This is a genomic window from Alcanivorax hongdengensis A-11-3 (genome assembly GCF_000300995.1).
GTDB lineage: Bacteria > Pseudomonadota > Gammaproteobacteria > Pseudomonadales > Alcanivoracaceae > Alcanivorax > Alcanivorax hongdengensis.
In genome coordinates this window covers 129,956-147,177 of record NZ_AMRJ01000004.1, presented here as the reverse complement: position 1 = coordinate 147,177, position 17,222 = coordinate 129,956, and the positions used below count along the sequence as shown (strand labels likewise).

General features: G+C 58.9%; 10 protein-coding genes. All 10 read left to right on the top strand.

What is annotated here, in order from left to right; translation table 11 throughout:
• Positions 1-234 precede the first annotated feature (234 nt).
• The 10 genes from A11A3_RS04885 (at position 235) to A11A3_RS04840 (ending at position 16,954) form a co-directional block, all read left to right on the top strand.
• Positions 235-1,590: a hypothetical protein gene (locus A11A3_RS04885; RefSeq protein ID WP_008928160.1), complete on the top strand. Its 1,356-nt coding sequence runs from the start codon at positions 235-237 to the stop codon at positions 1,588-1,590.
• Positions 1,591-1,693: 103 nt separating this feature from the next.
• Positions 1,694-2,764: a cyclic nucleotide-binding domain-containing protein gene (locus A11A3_RS04880; RefSeq protein ID WP_008928159.1), complete on the top strand. Its 1,071-nt coding sequence runs from the start codon at positions 1,694-1,696 to the stop codon at positions 2,762-2,764.
• Positions 2,765-2,818: 54 nt separating this feature from the next.
• Complete coding sequence (locus A11A3_RS04875; RefSeq protein WP_051011751.1) at positions 2,819-3,730, top strand: NAD(+) kinase; 912 nt, start codon at positions 2,819-2,821, stop codon at positions 3,728-3,730.
• Between the two features lie 198 nt (positions 3,731-3,928).
• A complete protein-coding gene (locus tag A11A3_RS04870) occupies positions 3,929-4,201 on the top strand; it encodes a YeaC family protein (RefSeq protein ID WP_008928157.1) in 273 nt (90 codons plus the stop codon).
• Positions 4,202-4,437: 236 nt separating this feature from the next.
• Positions 4,438-6,960: a putative lipoprotein gene (locus A11A3_RS04865; protein ID WP_008928156.1), complete on the top strand. Its 2,523-nt coding sequence runs from the start codon at positions 4,438-4,440 to the stop codon at positions 6,958-6,960.
• Between the two features lie 130 nt (positions 6,961-7,090).
• Entirely contained in the window at positions 7,091-9,709 is a 2,619-nt protein-coding gene (gene pepN, locus A11A3_RS04860; protein ID WP_008928155.1) for an aminopeptidase N, read from the top strand.
• 224 nt (positions 9,710-9,933) lie between these two features.
• A complete protein-coding gene (locus tag A11A3_RS04855) occupies positions 9,934-11,919 on the top strand; it encodes a DUF1302 domain-containing protein (RefSeq protein ID WP_008928154.1) in 1,986 nt (661 codons plus the stop codon).
• A 53-nt stretch (positions 11,920-11,972) separates the two neighbouring features.
• Positions 11,973-13,382: a DUF1329 domain-containing protein gene (locus A11A3_RS04850; RefSeq protein WP_008928153.1), complete on the top strand. Its 1,410-nt coding sequence runs from the start codon at positions 11,973-11,975 to the stop codon at positions 13,380-13,382.
• 120 nt (positions 13,383-13,502) lie between these two features.
• Positions 13,503-14,561, top strand: coding sequence for a WD40/YVTN/BNR-like repeat-containing protein (locus A11A3_RS04845; RefSeq protein ID WP_040296718.1), 1,059 nt, complete (start codon positions 13,503-13,505; stop codon positions 14,559-14,561).
• 11 nt (positions 14,562-14,572) lie between these two features.
• Positions 14,573-16,954: an efflux RND transporter permease subunit gene (locus tag A11A3_RS04840; RefSeq protein WP_008928151.1), complete on the top strand. Its 2,382-nt coding sequence runs from the start codon at positions 14,573-14,575 to the stop codon at positions 16,952-16,954.
• Positions 16,955-17,222 lie beyond the last annotated feature (268 nt).

The following is a 17,222-nucleotide window of genomic DNA, read 5'->3' as shown; positions in this document are numbered from 1 at the left end:
ATCCGCCCCGGACGTGATCCGTGCACTGGTTTGTGCCGGTTGTCTGGCGCATGGTGTCGGTTGGGCATCAGTGCTTTTTTTTCAGTGCTGATCGGGTCACACTCTTGGCCCGACGCATGACTATAATTGGCAGGCTTTGACCTCTTGTGTCACTCGGCACGTCAGGTCAGTGTGCAGGCAGCCTGCTGGATCAAGCCGCCACATTACAATAACCGTAAAGGGAAGGAAGGCATCATGGCAGCATCCTCAGTGACCTCGGAGGCGATACTTTTTTTTGACCATCGGGGCATCTGCAAGAGCATGTTGTACGCGGATTTCGAGGCGATTCTGGACGGTATGGTGGGTGTGCCCGAGTTTGCCGACAAGGAAATGCGGGGTGCCTACTGCCTGGTGAACGGCCAGTTAAAGGTCCGTTCCATGGTGCTGTTTACCATTGATTTTGATGAAGACGGCATGGCGGATACCAGCTGGAATGTACCGTTGCGTCACCTGGCCGAGCATGCCGGTCAGGGGCCGGACATGGGAGCCGGGCCGATCCGTCTGGCCTGCCGCAGCCAGTGCCCGGTGGCCTGGCACCAGGACCAGCTCTGGGACCCGAGCATGAAGCCCGGCGCCAATGACTTTATCGCCATCCGCGATACCATCCGCGAGCGCGGCCCGAAGATGGGGCTGGAGATGGATGATGAGCTGGATGCCCCGTCGGTACCGACCATGTCGGCGCCGGTGGTAGCGCCGGAGGCGGCCCCCGCGGCGGCCCGGGACGACGCCGAGCGAGTGCGACTGGCCCGCATCATCAAGGAGCTGCGCCTGCGTGTGCAGACCCTGGAAACCAGCCACCAGGAAGAGGTGGGCAAGCTGCGTTACAGCGCCCAGCAAAAAGAGGAAATCCTCAATGCCCAGCTGGAAAAGGTGCTGACCCAGTTCAAGACGCTCAAGTCCCAGAATGTGGCCCTGCGCGAGCAGAACGATTCACTCAAGGGGCAGGTGATTTCCCTGACCGGCAGCCTGGAAGAGAAAAATCGCGAACATGCCGATCAGGGCAGTGAGCTGGAAGTGCTCACCGAGCAGTACAAGCTGGCTCTGGAGCAGCGCCTGGAAGAAGAACGCGCCAAAATGGCCGAAGAGATGCACAGCCGCGAGATGGAGGTGCTCACCCGGGACGACGTGATCGGCCAGCTGCGCGAGGAAATCAGCGAACTCAAGCGCAACCAGGGCAAGATCGCCAACAGTGGCGCCCAGAAAGTGCTGGAGAAACTGGAAGATCTGGGCCTGAGCTTTATCGCCTTCCACCCCGGTGCCGGCCATATTTCCGTATCGGCGGATCAGGTGGCCAACTACATGGACAACCCCATCGCCTTTGCCGCGCGAAAGTGTCTGGTTACCGAAGACCATTACCGGGCCTGGCTGGCTCACTATGAGAATCCGGTCTGCCAGGTGCCGGTGGGCAGCGATGAAAGCCCCTGCGGCAAGCGGGTGATCCGGGTGGAAGTGCCCAACCAGTTCAAGCCCGGTGTCTCTGATTGCAACTCCAACCGCTGCCCGAATTGCCGTTCGGATTCTGCCATCGATAACGTGCTGCGTTTTCGCTAGCGGGTCAAAGGTCATATAAGAATATTTTCTTACAAAGCTGGTAAGGTTCTTGCAGGCAGGTAAGAAAATCGGGGTTGAACAACAAGAAGACGGGAGGCGCTGCATGGCGCAGGAATCCATTGACAAGAATCTGCTGCAAACCTTCGTGCCGGTGAATGCGTTGTCGGGGGATCAGCTGGACTGGTTACTGGATCAGCAGGAGGTCTGCCGCTTTCAGGCCGGCGATGTCCTGTTCTCCATGGGTGACGAGGACAACACCACCATCTACCTGCTCAGTGGCAAGGTGGAACTCACCGACGAGAGCGGTGAGGTGCAGGTGGTCAGTGCCGGGGACACCGCATCCTGGCACCCGCTGGAGCATGTGCAGCCGCGTCGCAGTACCGCCAGGGCCGTGGGGGAGGTCAGCGTGGTCCGTTTTGACAGCTTCCGCCTGGATACCATCCTTTCCTGGGATCAGTCCGCCGGTTACGTGATTCTCGATATCAATGCCAATGCGGCCTATCAGAATGACCGCGAGTGGATGATCCGGCTGCTCAAGTCCAAGTTGTTCCACCGGGTGCCGCCTACCAACATCCTGGAAATCTTTCGACGTCTGCGCGCCCAGCGCCACAAAGAGGGGGATGTGATTATCCGCCAGGGGGAAGAGGCGGATTGCTGCTACATTCTCAAGGAAGGGGTCTGCGAGGTAGCCATCAGCATTGGTGATGCGCCGGAAGCGACGCCCGTGGCCATGCTCGAAGAAGGCCAGTGGTTTGGTGAAGAGGCGCTGCTGTCGGGCAAGCCGCGTAATGCCACCGTGACCATGGCCACCGATGGGGTGTTGATGCGTCTGGATCGCAAGGACTTCGATGCCCTGTTGCGCGAACCCATCATCAACACGTTACCCGCAGACGAAGTGCTGGGTGTGGCCGAGAAAGGCGCCTGGTGGCTGGATGTGCGTACCAGTGACGAGTTTGACCAACAGCATCTGGTGGGCGCCACCAACATGCCCCTCAATGTGCTTCGCCTCAAGTCCCGGTTGCTGGACCCGGGCAAGACCTATATTGCCTACTGCGACACCGGTCGACGTAGCGCCACGGCGGCGTTTCTGTTAAAAAACGCGGGTTTGGATGTGATCGTGCTGGATGGCGGCCTTAACAGCAATGCTGCTACCCTGAACGAATACCTGACCTAGGAGACTGCCGCCTGCGGCAGGCTCCTCCACCGGATGCAGCTGCGGCTGCCCAGGATGACCGTGTCGCAAGAGACTTCCTTTAGTAACAAGTGGCGCAATATCGGCCTGGTTGCCCGTTCCGAGAGCGAGCAGGCGTTGTATTCCATGCGCCAGCTGATCCACTTTCTGCATGGCCGCGACTGTACCGTGATTCTTGACCGCAAGATCGCCGACAGTCTCTCCGAAATGGGGCTGCAGGCCGCCTCCGCCGCCCAGATGGGCGAATCCTGCGATTTGATTATCGTGGTCGGTGGCGATGGCAGCCTGCTGGGCGCCGCACGCACCCTGTCCCGTTATGATGTGCCGGTGCTGGGTGTTAACCGTGGCCACCTGGGTTTTCTCACCGACATTCTGCCCTCGGAAATCGAAAGCCGGGTCGGGCAGGTGCTGGATGGCGAGTACACCACTGAAAAACGTTTTCTGCTGGATATGGAAGTGCGCCGGGGTAAATCCGTGGTGGGCGAGGGGTGCGCCCTGAATGATGTGGTGCTGTTGTCCGGTGACAGTGTCCACATGATTGATTTCGAGCTGATGATTGATGGGCATTTTGTCTATGGCCAGCGCTCCGACGGTCTGATTATTTCCACGCCCACCGGCTCAACGGCCTATGCCCTGTCCGGTGGCGGCCCCATCATGCACCCCAAGCTGGATGCCATGGTAATGGTGCCGCTCAATCCTCATACCCTGACCAGCCGCCCCCTGGTGGTGGCCGGTGACAGCGAGATCAAGATTCACATCACCACCGAGAAGGTGCGCCCGTTGGTCAGCTGTGACGGCACCGAGGGGATTCGCCTGCAGGTGGATGACGTGATCGCCATTCGCAAGCGCCCCCACCGGCTGCATTTGATTCACCCGCCAGGCCATGATTTCTATCAGGCCTGCCGGTCCAAGCTGGGCTGGAGTACCCGTCCCGGCGATGGTAATTGAGGGGCGGTTTTATGTGGGAGCGTGCTTGCACGCGAACCCGAGCTCCCTTCGCTTGCAAGCAAGCTCCCACAGTATGGGTATGGATTCTGTAGGAGCGTGCTTGCACGCGAAGGGGCAAGGTCTTTTGCAGGCAAGCTTCCACAGTCCTGGCAGTGGCTTCCCGTGCTGCCTGTTGTGACCTGTTAATGAGTTAGTGTTATGAACTACCAGAGTTTTGATGATCTGATCGCCAGCATGACGCCGGAGGTCTACCAGAATATGCGGCGTGCCATCGAGCTGGGGCGCTGGCCGGACGGGCGCACCCTGTCACCGGAGCAGAAAGCGCTGTGCCTGCAGGCGGTGATTGCTTGGGAAAGTCGTAATCTGCCCGAGGAGCAACGCACCGGTTACATGGAGCAGGCCTGCAAGAGTCAGGAGGATGCCGACCGGGAGCAACCGGTTACCATCAAGGGGCCGGATACCCTTCAGTAGCGTCAGGGCAGGGGCATTCGGCGACTCGCTACCGGCCGTCTGCCCCGTGACTCGCTGGTCGTCGTTTATTTCTCTTTTCTCGTGTAAAAAATACACTCTGGCATGGCTTAATACTTTGGTGCTGCCGAGCCTGATCATGTATTCTTCCTAGTCAGGTTTGGCTGCCCTGCTTGCGCATGCAGACAGAAACCTGGGTCTTTATATAAAAAAATAAGCACTGGTTTCGGGAGAAACCCATGGGAAATTACAAGAAAGTCCTGCCACTGGCGGTTGCCATGGCATTGGCCGCCTGCGGCGGCGGTAGTGATTCATCGGTACCTGATCAGAGCATCGGGTCCACCCGGGTCGGGACTCATCCGGTTTTCAACCCGGCAGCAAGTCAGTTGCCATTGAATACGGATCTGGTTTTTGCGGGTAGTACCGATGGCACCGCAGATGTGGGCGTGGCCACCAACCCGGTCACCGCAGCGCTGAACAAGCTGGATGGTTTTTCCACTTCGGCCTATTTCGATATCGCCTTCGAAGGCGATGCTATTGATCCGGCTTCCGTTTGCGTGCCTTCGGATGGCTCCTGTACCCCTAATGTCTATCTGGTGCCATTGGCGACCTCAGACGATGATGCCTTGCCGATTACCGCTAACTTCGCGCCTGACTCGGATGCCAGTCACCAGCCTGCCTACAGCGCGTCGGTCGAATCACTGGATGGCGGCACCAACAATGTGTTGCGTGTTATCCCCGAGCAGCCTTTGCTGGCCAAGACCAAGTACCTGGTATTCATCACCAATGGCCTGCGCGATGAGCAAGGTGACCCGATGGAAGCCTCGTACCAGTATGATTTGCTGGGCGGGCCGGACGACAGCAGCCTGATTGACAGTTTGCAGTCGGTACAGAAGGCCGTGCATGGCTGGGAAGCGCTGGCGGCGGCGGTAATGAAGGGCAATCCTGCGGATCAGGCGGCCAAGGATTCCGTGGTGATTTCCTACACCTTTACCACCACGGATCCGGTTGCCCCGCTGGTGGCCATGGGTGCGCCGAGGGCGGCGGTGGTGAAAGCGCAGGTTGACGCGGGTGTACCGCCTGCCAATGCGGTGACCAATGCCGGTAATCTGGAAATGGGCGGGTTGCTGAGCACCCCCAAGGCGCGCGATCTTGGCGTCAGTGCCATGAGCGGTGTGGATTTCGGCACACTGACCCAGGGACAGCTAAGTGGCGGTGGCAAGCTGTACACCGGCTATATCAAGCTGCCTTATTACCTTAGCGCGCCGGCAGCGGCCTCCGATTACAGCTTCCTGCAGAAAAGCTGGAATGCGGACCAGGTGCTGGGCAGCCAGCTGGGTGCGGGCGTTCCGCCTCAGGATGTGGATGGTTCCTACAATGTGACCTACCGCTATCCGTTTGCTGCCAAGACCGGTATCGAGGATGTGCCCCTGCAGGTCACCCTGCCGGATGCGACACAGACGCCCAGCGAACTCGGTGGTGCCTCCTGTGCCAATGTGCGGGATAACACCGGTTACCCGGTAGTGATCTATGTTCATGGCATTACCAGTGACCGTACCTCGGTGATTGCCCTGGCCCACTCTCTGGCGACCAAGTGTGTGGCAACCGTAGCCATTGATCTGCCCATGCATGGGGTGCCGGCCAACAGTGATTTTGTCAATGTGCTGAACGTGGAGCACGGCGTTAATCCCGTAAACGGGAAAAGCTATAGTGAAATCTACCCTGACAATGCTCCCCATGAACGTCATTTCGAGATAGTTCAGGATGCCGCTGGCAATCCTGCCCCGATGAATTTTGCTAACCCTTCCGATGACTTTGATGGTTCCGGCAGTTGGTTCATCAACCTGGCCAACCTGCCCAACACCCGCGATAACCTGCGCGAGAGTGTCATGGACCTGATGAACCTGAATGCCAGCCTGGGGGCGATTAGTGATTTGAATATCGACGGCAATGGCACCCTTGATCTGGACAATGTGAAGGTCATTGGTGTATCGCTGGGTGGTATTGTCGGCACCGTATTCGCCTCTGCCAACCAGCAGGCGATCGCTTCTCTACAGCAAATTAATTCAGCGACGGGGGCTTCCTTTGTTTCCAACCTGAATCCCCTCAAAGGGTTGCTGGTTTCCTCTGGTGGCTCTCAGGTGACGCAGATTCTCAACAATTCGCCGACCTTCGCACCGCGCATCCAGGCTGGCCTGGCCGTCAGTGGTGTGAAGCCGCATACCTCGGATTACGAGAAGTTCCTCTATGTGGCCCAGAGCACCGTGGCCTCCGGGGATCCGTTGAACTTCGCCCAGACCCTGGTCGGTGACACCCTGTCCGGTGCCGGGTTGGGGATGCCGGTGCTGGTGCAGCAGATTGTCGGTGGTGGTGATACCGATACCTCCGGCCTGGGTGAAAGCGATACGCCGCTGCCTGATCAGGTCGTTCCCCCCGTGGCAGAGGGTGCACCGTTGGCTGGTGTGACTGCCTTGGCGAAGTTGCTGGACACAACTCAGGTCGGCGCAGGTGGGTATGATTTGACTGCATCTGATCCGGGACCAAGATTGTTGGTTAATCTGAAGATCGGCCAGCATGCTTCTCTATTGACGACTTACCCGGATGAAGAGGGTGACAGTAAAGCCAGTGATAAGCTGGCGACGGCCGAGTTGCAAACGGAAGCGGTCACTTTCGTGCTGTCACCAGCCAGTTCTTTGGCGGTTGGCTCGGCGCCGGGTGGCAGCAATACGGCGGCATCGTTTATCCAGGTGCCCGCGCCATAGTGAGCTGAACTTCAGCACCACAAATGGCATTATCAACAACACCCCGCTCTGTCGGGGTGTTGTTGTTTTGGGATAGCGACATGGCCGTCCGGTGAAGGGCGGCACAACCTGGATTGTCTGGAGTAGGGTTATGGAAGGTGCAAATACAGCGATCACCACCACTCGCCTGGCGGATTACCAGCCGCCGGTTTACCGGGTTGAGCAAGTGACACTGGATGTGGATATTCATCCGGGCCAGACCCGGGTCACCAGTGAGCTGCAGCTGCAACATAACCCGGATTCTGACCAGCCGGCCGGCGAACTGGTACTCAATGGTGAAGCGCTGGTGATTGAATCGCTGAACCTGGATGGCGAAACACTGACGCAGGACAGCTACCACTATGATGGCCATCTTCTGACAGTGCGCGATCTGCCGGCCCAGTGTGTGTTGACCTCGGTGGTGACCATCGAGCCGGAGAAGAACACCGCGCTGGAAGGGCTTTACCAGTCCAACGGCATGGTCTGCACCCAGTGTGAAGCGGAGGGTTTTCGCCGTATTACCTTTTTCCCGGATCGCCCGGATGTGCTGGCCCGGTTTACCACCACGGTGCACGCGGACAAGGCGACCTACCCGTTGCTGTTGTCCAACGGCAATCCGGTGGACTGGGGCGAGGAGGGCACACGTCACTGGGTGACCTGGGATGACCCTTTCCCCAAGCCCTGTTATCTGTTTGCCCTGGTGGCCGGCGACCTGGCCTGCCTGGAGGACAGTTTTAACACCGCTTCCGGGCGTCCGGTGGCGCTGCGCCTTTACGCCGAACACCGTGACCTGGACAAGCTCGACCACGCCATGCAATCGCTGAAAAATGCCATGCGCTGGGACGAGCAGACCTATGGCCGCGAGTACGATCTGGATATCTACATGATTGTGGCGGTGAGCCACTTCAACATGGGCGCCATGGAGAACAAGGGGCTCAATATCTTTAATACCGCCTGCGTGCTGGCGCACCCGGATACCACCACCGACGCCGGCTTCCAGCGGGTGGAGTCGGTGGTCGCCCACGAGTACTTCCATAACTGGTCCGGTAACCGCGTCACTTGCCGCGACTGGTTTCAGCTCAGCCTCAAGGAAGGCTTTACCGTGTTCCGTGACCAGAGCTTTTCCGCGGATATGAACTCCGCCGCGGTCAAGCGGGTCGAGGACGTGGATTTTCTGGTCAACCACCAGTTCCCCGAAGACCAGGGGCCCATGGCCCATCCGGTGCGCCCGGCGGAATATCAGAAAATCGATAATTTCTACACCCTGACCATCTACGAGAAGGGCGCGGAAATCGTGCGCATGCAGTATAACCTGCTGGGCCCCGAGGCCTTCCGGCGAGCCAGTGACCGCTATTTCGAGCAGTTCGATGGCCAGGCGGTGACTTGTGATGATTTTGTTGCCTGCATGGAAGCCGAGTCCGGCCTGGACCTTTCCCAGTTCAAGCGCTGGTACAGCCAGGCCGGCACGCCGGTGCTGACGGTCACTGATGAATATCATGAAGGTCAGTACACCCTGCATGTTCGTCAGCATACCCCGGCCACACCGGGTCAGCCGGACAAGGCCCCGCTGGTGATCCCGGTGAAACTGGCATTGCTGGATAGTAACGGTCAGGCCGTGGCCATGGACGAGCAGGGCAACCGCGAAACCGTAGTGATTGTGGACCAGTCGGAGCAGAGCTTCCGTTTTGCCGTGCCGGAGGCGGTGACGCCGTCGCTACTGCGCGGTTTTTCCGCACCGGTGGTGCTGGACTATCCCTATACCGAGGCGCAGCTGGCCACGCTGCTGGCCCATGACAGTGATGGTTATTGTCGCTGGAATGCTGCCCAGCGGTTGTATTTCTCGGCCCTGGATCGTCTGGTTGGCGACCCCGGTCAGGCGCAATCGGAAGCGCTTGCCCTCAAGCCGGTACTGGAGCGAGTGATCGAGCGAGCCAAGGAAGATCCGGCCCAGGCGGCGCTGTTACTGACGCTGCCCACCGAGGTGGCGCTGGGGGACCGGCATTCGCCCCTTGATCCGCGCGCCGTGCATCAGGCTCGCCGTGCGCTGACTGGCGCTCTGGGGCAAGTACTGGAGGAACAGTGGCAGGCCCAGCAACAGGCCTGGCAGCGGCAGGATTTCAGCATGGAGGGCGACGCCATTGGTGGCCGTCAGATGCGTCTGCTGGCGCTGGGGTATCTGGCTGCTGCCGGGAGCGCCGGCGTCACCGAGACCGTCGGCGAGTTGTTCGGTCATCCCCTTTGCATGACCGAGGAGCTGGGTGCCCTGCGCCTGCTGGTGCACCACGGGCTGCCCGGTGCCGACCAGGCGCTGGCAGATTTTGCCGCGCGCTGGCAGGGCGAAGCGCTGGTTATGGACCAGTGGTTTGCCGTACAGGCGACCTGTCCGGGGGAAGACACGGTGTCGGTGGCCAGCGCCTTGCTGGACCACCCGGCCTTCGAGTGGACCCTGCCCAATCGGGTGCGGGCGCTGGTGGGAACCCTGGTCAATGCCAACCCGGTGGCCTTTCATGCCGCCGACGGGCAGGGCTACCGCTTCTTCTGTGAGGCGCTGGCACGCCTGGATGCCATCAATCCGCAGGTGGCCGCGCGGCTGGCCAATGGTGCCGCCCGTCTGCGTCGTCTCGAGCCGCAGCGCCAGGCCATGCTGGAAAAGGGGCTGCAGGGCGTGCAGCAGAAGGCCTCGGCAAACCTGTCAGAAGTACTGTCCCGCATTCTCACAGACCGTTCATAGCGGTTTGCCGGTGGTCTGCGAGGCCCCGGGAATGTAAAAAGGTGACCGGAAGGTCACTTTTGGATGAAGGATGGGGCTTTTTTTTGACCGGTTCTGTGTAAGAATTAAATACTAGAGTGGGTGGCGGTCTGTGTCAGAAAGATTGATGGGACTCTGGCCGGCCGGGGAGCCAACCGCCACACTTGATAACAATAAGCCTTGCGCAAGGTAACTCGGAGTAGCTAATGAATAATAACCACCTGCGTAAAACCAGGCTGGCGCTGGCTGTCGCCAGTGCTGCCGCCCTCAGTGGCCTGTCTGTACCCGCCTCTGCACTACAACTGCAATTCGACAACCCGGATATTTCCGGGCGGTTGGATACCACCCTGTCGGTGGGCGCTCTATTCCGTACCGAGAGTCAGGACCCGATGCTGGCGGCGACCGGTGATGTGGTCGACATGACGAAGCAAGGGTATGGCTCGCAGATCAACAAGAACGATGCCGACAACAATTTCGACACCGGCCTGGCGTCCCTGGTCTACAAGATTACCCCGGAACTGGATCTTAGCTGGCAGAACAAGTACGGCGTATTCCTGCGCGGTACCGCCTTTTACGACGCGGTGATCATGGGTGGCAACCATGACGGCGGTGATCTGTTTGCTTCCGGCCCGTATATTCCCGGTAGCAACATGTACACACGCTACGCTACCTACTCCGATTACGCCAACAACGGCACGGGTGACGATTTCACCGATGACACCAAGCGTTATGCCGGCAAGCGTGCTCGCATGCTGGACGCTTATGTCTGGGGTAACTTCGACATGTTTGATCGTCCGCTGAACCTGCGACTGGGTCAGCAAGTGATCAATTGGGGCGAGGCCCTGTTCATGCAGGGTGGGGTCAATACCGCCAACTACTTCGATCTGAATGCCCTGCGGCTGCCCGGTTCCGAGATCAAGGAAGCGCTGCTGCCGCTGGACAGCTTCTACTTTTCCTACGGCCTGACCTACAACGCGACTCTGGAAGGCTTCTACCAGTTCGAGTGGAAGAACTCGGAAGACGCGCCGGTGGGCAGCTACTTCTCCACCCATGATGCGTTCCCCGGTGAAGGGGCGGATCACGTGATCGTGGATGGCCGAGCTGTAGCTTACACTGCAGGTCTTCCTGGACTGGAAACGGCCTTTGCGGGCTATACCTCACAGTTCTCCGATTACCAGTATGAGGCAACTCAGGTAACTGTGGACCGCATGCGGGATGACGAGGCTAAGGACAATGGGCAGTTTGGTCTGGCCTATCGTTATTTTGCCGAAGGGCTGAACGGCACTGAGTTTGCCCTGTATTACACCCGGACGCATGCGCGTACCCCTATTGTCGGGTCTCGCATTACAAAATTGAATAAAGGTGGTGGTGCTGCGGCAATGGCGGAGACTATTGATACCTCTCAGTATCAAATGGTCTATCTCGAAGATCAGGACATGTTTGGTGCCAGTTTCAATACCAATATTGGCACCATGTCCCTGGCCGGTGAAGTGGCCTACCGGCCCAAACGCGCCATCATCAACGAAGTCGGTGATAATCTGATCGCCAAACTGGCCGGTGCAGCAGGTATCTCTGCTTTGCAGGGGCAGGATGTCCAGATAGATGATCTGACTTCGCATTGTGTTCGCGCTGAAGTCGGCGGGAGCTGTCTCGACGGTAGTACCACGGTGCAGGAAGGCCAGATGTACTACTTCTACGACGAGGTAGAGAGCTACAACGGCTCCCTGGTGAGTATCTTCAACTTCGGCCCGACGCTGGGCACCGATAACCTGATTGCCTTGCTGGAACTGGGTGTCGAACGTGTGGATGGCCTGGAAAACCCGGAGCTGAACTACAACTCCACCGCAGCCATTCTTGATAGCGAGGCCAACACTCTGGGCGGCGGCCCGGATCATTACGATCTGGACAAGACCTCCTGGGGTTATCGCGCTGTCATTAAAGCCGATTACAACAATATCTACCGCGGCATCGCCATGAGCCCGAGCATTCGCTTCGCCCATGACGTGGACGGTAATTCACCGATCGGCGGCAACTTCATGGAAGATCGAAAGGCAGCCACGCTGGGCGTCAATTTTGTTTACCTGAACAATCTTGAGCTGGATCTTTCCGCTACCACCTTCTGGGGCGCGAATTATTCCAACAAGCTGGCTGACCGTAATAACGCCACGGTTTCCGTCAAATATTCTTTCTGATAATGAACAATTGCGGGCCGGTGCGAGCCGGCCCGGTTTTCCGGAGAGCAACCATGTTTAAAAAGATTGCAGTGATGGGCGGTGCCTTGGCACTGTCTCTGTCTATGGCCAGCGGGGTCCAGGCCGGTGTGTCTGCCCAGCAGGCCGCTCAGCTGGGCAAGACCCTGACGCCGTTTGGTGCCCAGGTGAAAGGCAACGGCAAGGCCACCTCCACCGGTCTGGGTATTCCCGACTGGACCGGCGGTATCCAGCGCAAGGACATTCCCAAGACCTACACACACCCGGGCCAGCATCACCCGGACCCGTATGCCAGCGACAAGATCGCGTTTACCATCACCGCCCAGAATCTGGGCAAGTACGCCGACAAGGTTCCCGATGGCGTACAGGCGATGCTGAAAACCTACCCTGATACCTTCAAGTTGAATGTCTATCCGAGTCACCGTTCCACGTCGGCACCGCAATGGGTGTACGACAACACCAAGAGCAACGCCACCTCCGCAGTGCTGGAAGACACCGGCGTGAAGAACGTCTTCGGCGGTATTCCCTTCCCGGAGCTGTATGGCAGCAACAGTGAGAAGGCCCGTGAAGCGATCTGGAACCACATCCTGCGCTGGCGCGGTATTTACGTGGTACGTCGTGCGTCCGAGGTAGCGGTACAGCGCAACGGTGCCTACTCACTGGTGACCTCCCAGCAGGAAGTGTATTTCCGTTACTACGACCCGAAATACTCCTTCAACACCCTGGACAACGTCATCTTCTACTACCTGTCCTTCACCAAGGCGCCGGCGCGTCTGGCCGGTGGTGCCGTGCTGGTGCACGAAACCCTGGACCAGAAGAAAATGCCGCGTCAGGCCTGGGGTTACAATGCGGGTCAACGTCGGGTCCGTCGTGCCCCGAACCTGGCCTACGACACCCCGATTGCCGCGGCCGATGGCCTGCGCACCGCCGACGACACCGACATGTATAACGGTTCACCGGACAAGTACAACTGGTCCCTGGTGCACGAAAAGCCGGTGGAAATGTTTATCCCCTACAACAACTACAAGATCGATAGCGCCGACATCAGCTATGAACAGCTGCTGCAGCAAGGTCATGTGAACCCGGAATACGCCCGCTGGGAACTGCACCGCGTGTGGGTGGTGGAAGCCAACCTGAAAGAGGGTGAGCGCCACATCTACACCAAGCGTCGTTTCTACATCGATGCGGATTCCTGGCAAATTGCCGCCGTGGATCAGTATGACCGTCGTGGCGAACTGTGGCGTGTCAGCCTGGCCTACATCAAGAACTACTACGAGGTTCCCACCCAGTGGAGCGCGCTGGATACCTTCCACGACCTGCGTGCCAAGCGTTACCACGTGCAACTGCTGGATAACGAGGAACCCTCCATCCTGGACTTCAGCCAGCCGGTACCGGATGAGCGTTACTTCCATCCGGCGGCCCTGCGCCGTCGCGGTCGCGGCTAACAGGATCTGAACCACTACGCCGGCAGCAAGCACCTGTCGGCGTTGATAATACGACCGGGCGCCCGGGCATCCTGCCAGGCGCACCGGTCGTTTTGTGCTTGCCTCGGGAAGAGATGGGATATGAAAAAACTAATAACGATGGCCGTGATGGCCACGCTTGCCGGTTCCGTGCAGGCGTCAGAATTTCTGGATAACAACGCGCCACTGGTTCGTGCCAATACCTATCTGGGTCTGGCCTATGCCGGTGAGCGTGCCGTGGCCGTTGGCGATCGCGGCAAGATTATTTATTCCGATGACCAGGGCAGCCACTGGAAAGTGGCTGCTACGCCCACCCAGGTGTTGCTCACCGCCGTTTGCTTTGCCGATCCCCGTCATGGCTGGGCGGTGGGCCATGATGCCGTGGTGCTGGGCACCGATGATGGTGGTGAAACCTGGACGCTGGAATACAGTGACCCGCTCGGCGGCGAAGGCGACCAGCAGGACGACACCGCCTACGATGACAGCGGTGACATGGGTGACATCTATGGCGACCCCTACGGTGACGACAGCTACGATGAGCCGGCGCCGGTGGATACTTCCGGAGCCCCGCTGCTGGATGTCTACTGCGAAGGCCGTGACCGTGCCGTGGCCGTGGGCGGGTATGGTTATTTTCTGGAAACCCAGGATGGTGGCCAGAACTGGAAAAAGGACCTGAAGCGTCTGGATAACGTTGATGGCTGGCATCTGTACAGCTACAACGGCAAAGCGGGCCTTGATGAGCGTTATGTGACCGGCGAGAAAGGCGTGATTTTCCGGTCCCGTGATCGTGGCAAGACCTGGAAGAAGCTTGATAGCCCTTATCAGGGCACCCTGTTTGGCGCCACGCTGTTGTCTGATTACCAGGCCCTGGTTTATGGCCTGCAGGGCAATGTCTGGCTGACCGGCAATCGCGGCAATAGCTGGACCCACATCGACACCGGCCTGAGCCGGGGTATTAATGCTGGCACTGTCCTGAAAGATGGCACCGTGGTGCTGGTAACCAATGCCGGTGGCATTCTTACCAGTCATGACGGTGGCCAGTCACTGTCCCTGCGGTTCCTGCCGGGCCGCGAATCCATTTCCGCTGTACTTCCCAGATCCCAGGGTGGCGTGTTGATCGCCGGCCAGGGGGGAGTACGTGTGGTTGAAGACGTCAAATAAGGGGGCTCAGCATGTCAGGACGTATTTCCAAAGGTATTGCCGGCGGCCTCTTCGCGGTTCGCCCGCTGATCCTGCTGGCCTTCATTGTCGCCACGGTGGTGCTGGGCCTTCAGGCCAGCAAGATTCAGCTCAATACCGATATTCGCAAGATGATCCCGCTGGATCATCCCTATATCCAGAATTTCCTGGAGCATCAGAGCGACCTTAACCTGGGTAACGACATCCGTGTGATCGTCGAGGAAACCCAGCACGATGACATTTTCAATGCCGATTACATGCAGGCATTGAAAGATGTCACCGACGATGTGTTCGCCATGGAAGGGGTGGATCCCAGCAAGATCAGCTCCCTGTGGACCAGCAATGTGCGCTGGAACGAGGTGACCGAGCAGGGCTTTCAGGGCGGTGAAGTGATTCCGCTGGGCTATGACGGCTCCGAGCAGAAGCTGGAACAGCTGCGCACCAATGTGCTGCGCTCCGGGCAGGTAGGGCGCCTGGTGGCGGATAACTTCCGCTCCAGCGTGGTCCACGCCCAGTTGCTGGATGCCCTGGGCAAGGATGGTGTGGATATTCCTGCCTTGTCCGCCAAGCTGGAACTGCTGCGCAGTGATTATCAGAAGAAGTATCCCAATGTCAGCATTCACATCGTCGGCCTGGCCAAGAAGGCCGGTGATGTGATGTCGGCGGCCCAGGAAGTGGCCATGTTCTTCTTCTTCACCCTGGCTCTGATTGCGGTACTGCTGCTGGTAGATACCCGCTGCATTCGCAGTGCCCTGACGGTGACCGGTTGTTCCTTTATCGCCGTGATCTGGCAGCTGGGGATCGTCAGCTATCTGGGTTTCACCATTGACCCGTACTCCATGCTGGTGCCTTTTTTGGTGTTTGCCATTGCCGTGTCCCACGGTGTGCAGGTGGTCAATACCCTGGCCAACTTTGCCGCCGGCGGCATGGATTCCCGCACCGCCGCCCGTTCCACCCTGGAGGCCCTGTGTGTCCCGGGCATGGTGGCACTGCTGTCGGATGCCATCGGTTTTCTCACGCTCTACATCATTGATATTGGCGTGATTCGCGAGCTGGCCATGGCCGCCAGTATCGGTGTGGCGGTGATCATCATCAGTAACCTGGTGGTGGTGCCGATGGTGTTGTCCTACCTGGGCGTCAGTGGCGCCGCGGTGCGCAAGATCCAGGCCGGTGACAAGAAGGACCACCCGCTGGCGACCCTGTTTGCCCGCTTTACCAAGACGCCGCTGGCGATTGTTTCCATCGTTATCGCGCTGGCCGGTTATGGCGTGGGTATCTACTACAGCCAGGATCTGAAAATCGGTGACCTGGACAAGGGCGCACCGGAACTGTGGCCGGACCCCTGTGCCGACCAGGAATGCCCCCGTGGCTTCCAGCCCAAGCACCGTTATCAGTACAACCATGACGTGAACTTCCTGGTGTCTAACTACTCGGTGAGTGCGGACGTACTGGTGGTGATGGCCAAGACGCCGGTGGAATCCTGTAATGCCTACGAGGCCATGGAAACTATTGATGACCTGGCCTGGCAAATGCGTAATGTGGAGGGTGTGCAGGATGTGGTGACCATTGCCTCGGCCACCAAACAGATTGCCACCAACATGAACGAGGGCTCGCTCAAGTGGGCCACGGTTTCCCGTGACCAGTATGCGCTCAACAACGCCATGAGCTTCATGCCCGATTCGCTCTACAACCTGAACTGCTCGCTGACACCGGTTTACGTCTTCCTGGATGACCACAAGGCGGAAACACTGGACCGGGTAACCGCGGCGGTGGCCAAGTTTGCCAAGGCTCACAACAATCCGGATCAGGTGGTGTTCAAGCTGGCTTCCGGCAATGCCGGGGTGGAAGCGGCTACCAACCAGACCATCGCGGCCAACCAGTACCCCATGCTGGCATTGGTTTATGCGGTGGTGTCGGTGCTGATTCTGCTGGCCTTCCGATCCCTGCGGGCGGTGATCTGTATCATCGTGCCCCTGGGGCTGACCTCGATTCTCTGTCAGGCGCTGATGGCGCAGCTGGGTATCGGCGTGAAGGTAGCCACCTTGCCGGTGATCGCATTGGGCGTGGGTATCGGTGTGGATTATGGCATCTATATCTATAGCAAGCTGTCCGAGTTCCTCAAGCAGGGCATGGATCTGGAGCAGGCCTACAAGGAAACCCTCAAGACCACCGGCAAGGCGGTGGCCTTCACCGGCATTACCCTGGCCGTGGGCGTGGTTTTCTGGGTGTTCAGTTCCATCAAGTTCCAGGCGGACATGGGCATCCTGCTGACCTTCATGTTCCTGTGGAACATGATCGGAGCTCTCTGGCTGTTGCCGGCGCTGGGCCGCTTCCTGCTCAAGCCGGATGCGGCACGGGCCCGACAGCGCGATTGACTGGCGCGCTGATTCCGTTGGTTATTTTTTAGCCCGGCCTGTGCCGGGCTTTTTTATGGTTCTTCGCGGGGGTGCGTGAAAACGCACAAGGTCGGACGTCAGAGGTCGGACGCCAATCTCAACCTCGACAGTTGGCGCGGCATTGCAATTCCGAGGCGCCTCTTGCATGCGCACGCCTATGCCCTTCGCCTGCAGCCTATTGCGTCCGACGTCTGACCTCAGACCTCAGACCTCAGACCTCAGACCTCAGACCTCAGACCTCAGACCT

What these genes read in the sequence shown, in the direction of transcription:
- A11A3_RS04885 (WP_008928160.1), top strand. Translation starts at nt 235, where the DNA reads ATGGCAGCATCCTCAGTGACCTCGGAGGCGATACTTTTTTTTGACCAT.
- A11A3_RS04880 (WP_008928159.1), top strand. Translation starts at nt 1,694, where the DNA reads ATGGCGCAGGAATCCATTGACAAGAATCTGCTGCAAACCTTCGTGCCG.
- A11A3_RS04875 (WP_051011751.1), top strand. Translation starts at nt 2,819, where the DNA reads ATGACCGTGTCGCAAGAGACTTCCTTTAGTAACAAGTGGCGCAATATC.
- A11A3_RS04870 (WP_008928157.1), top strand. Translation starts at nt 3,929, where the DNA reads ATGAACTACCAGAGTTTTGATGATCTGATCGCCAGCATGACGCCGGAG.
- A11A3_RS04865 (WP_008928156.1), top strand. Translation starts at nt 4,438, where the DNA reads ATGGGAAATTACAAGAAAGTCCTGCCACTGGCGGTTGCCATGGCATTG.
- pepN (WP_008928155.1), top strand. Translation starts at nt 7,091, where the DNA reads ATGGAAGGTGCAAATACAGCGATCACCACCACTCGCCTGGCGGATTAC.
- A11A3_RS04855 (WP_008928154.1), top strand. Translation starts at nt 9,934, where the DNA reads ATGAATAATAACCACCTGCGTAAAACCAGGCTGGCGCTGGCTGTCGCC.
- A11A3_RS04850 (WP_008928153.1), top strand. Translation starts at nt 11,973, where the DNA reads ATGTTTAAAAAGATTGCAGTGATGGGCGGTGCCTTGGCACTGTCTCTG.
- A11A3_RS04845 (WP_040296718.1), top strand. Translation starts at nt 13,503, where the DNA reads ATGAAAAAACTAATAACGATGGCCGTGATGGCCACGCTTGCCGGTTCC.
- A11A3_RS04840 (WP_008928151.1), top strand. Translation starts at nt 14,573, where the DNA reads ATGTCAGGACGTATTTCCAAAGGTATTGCCGGCGGCCTCTTCGCGGTT.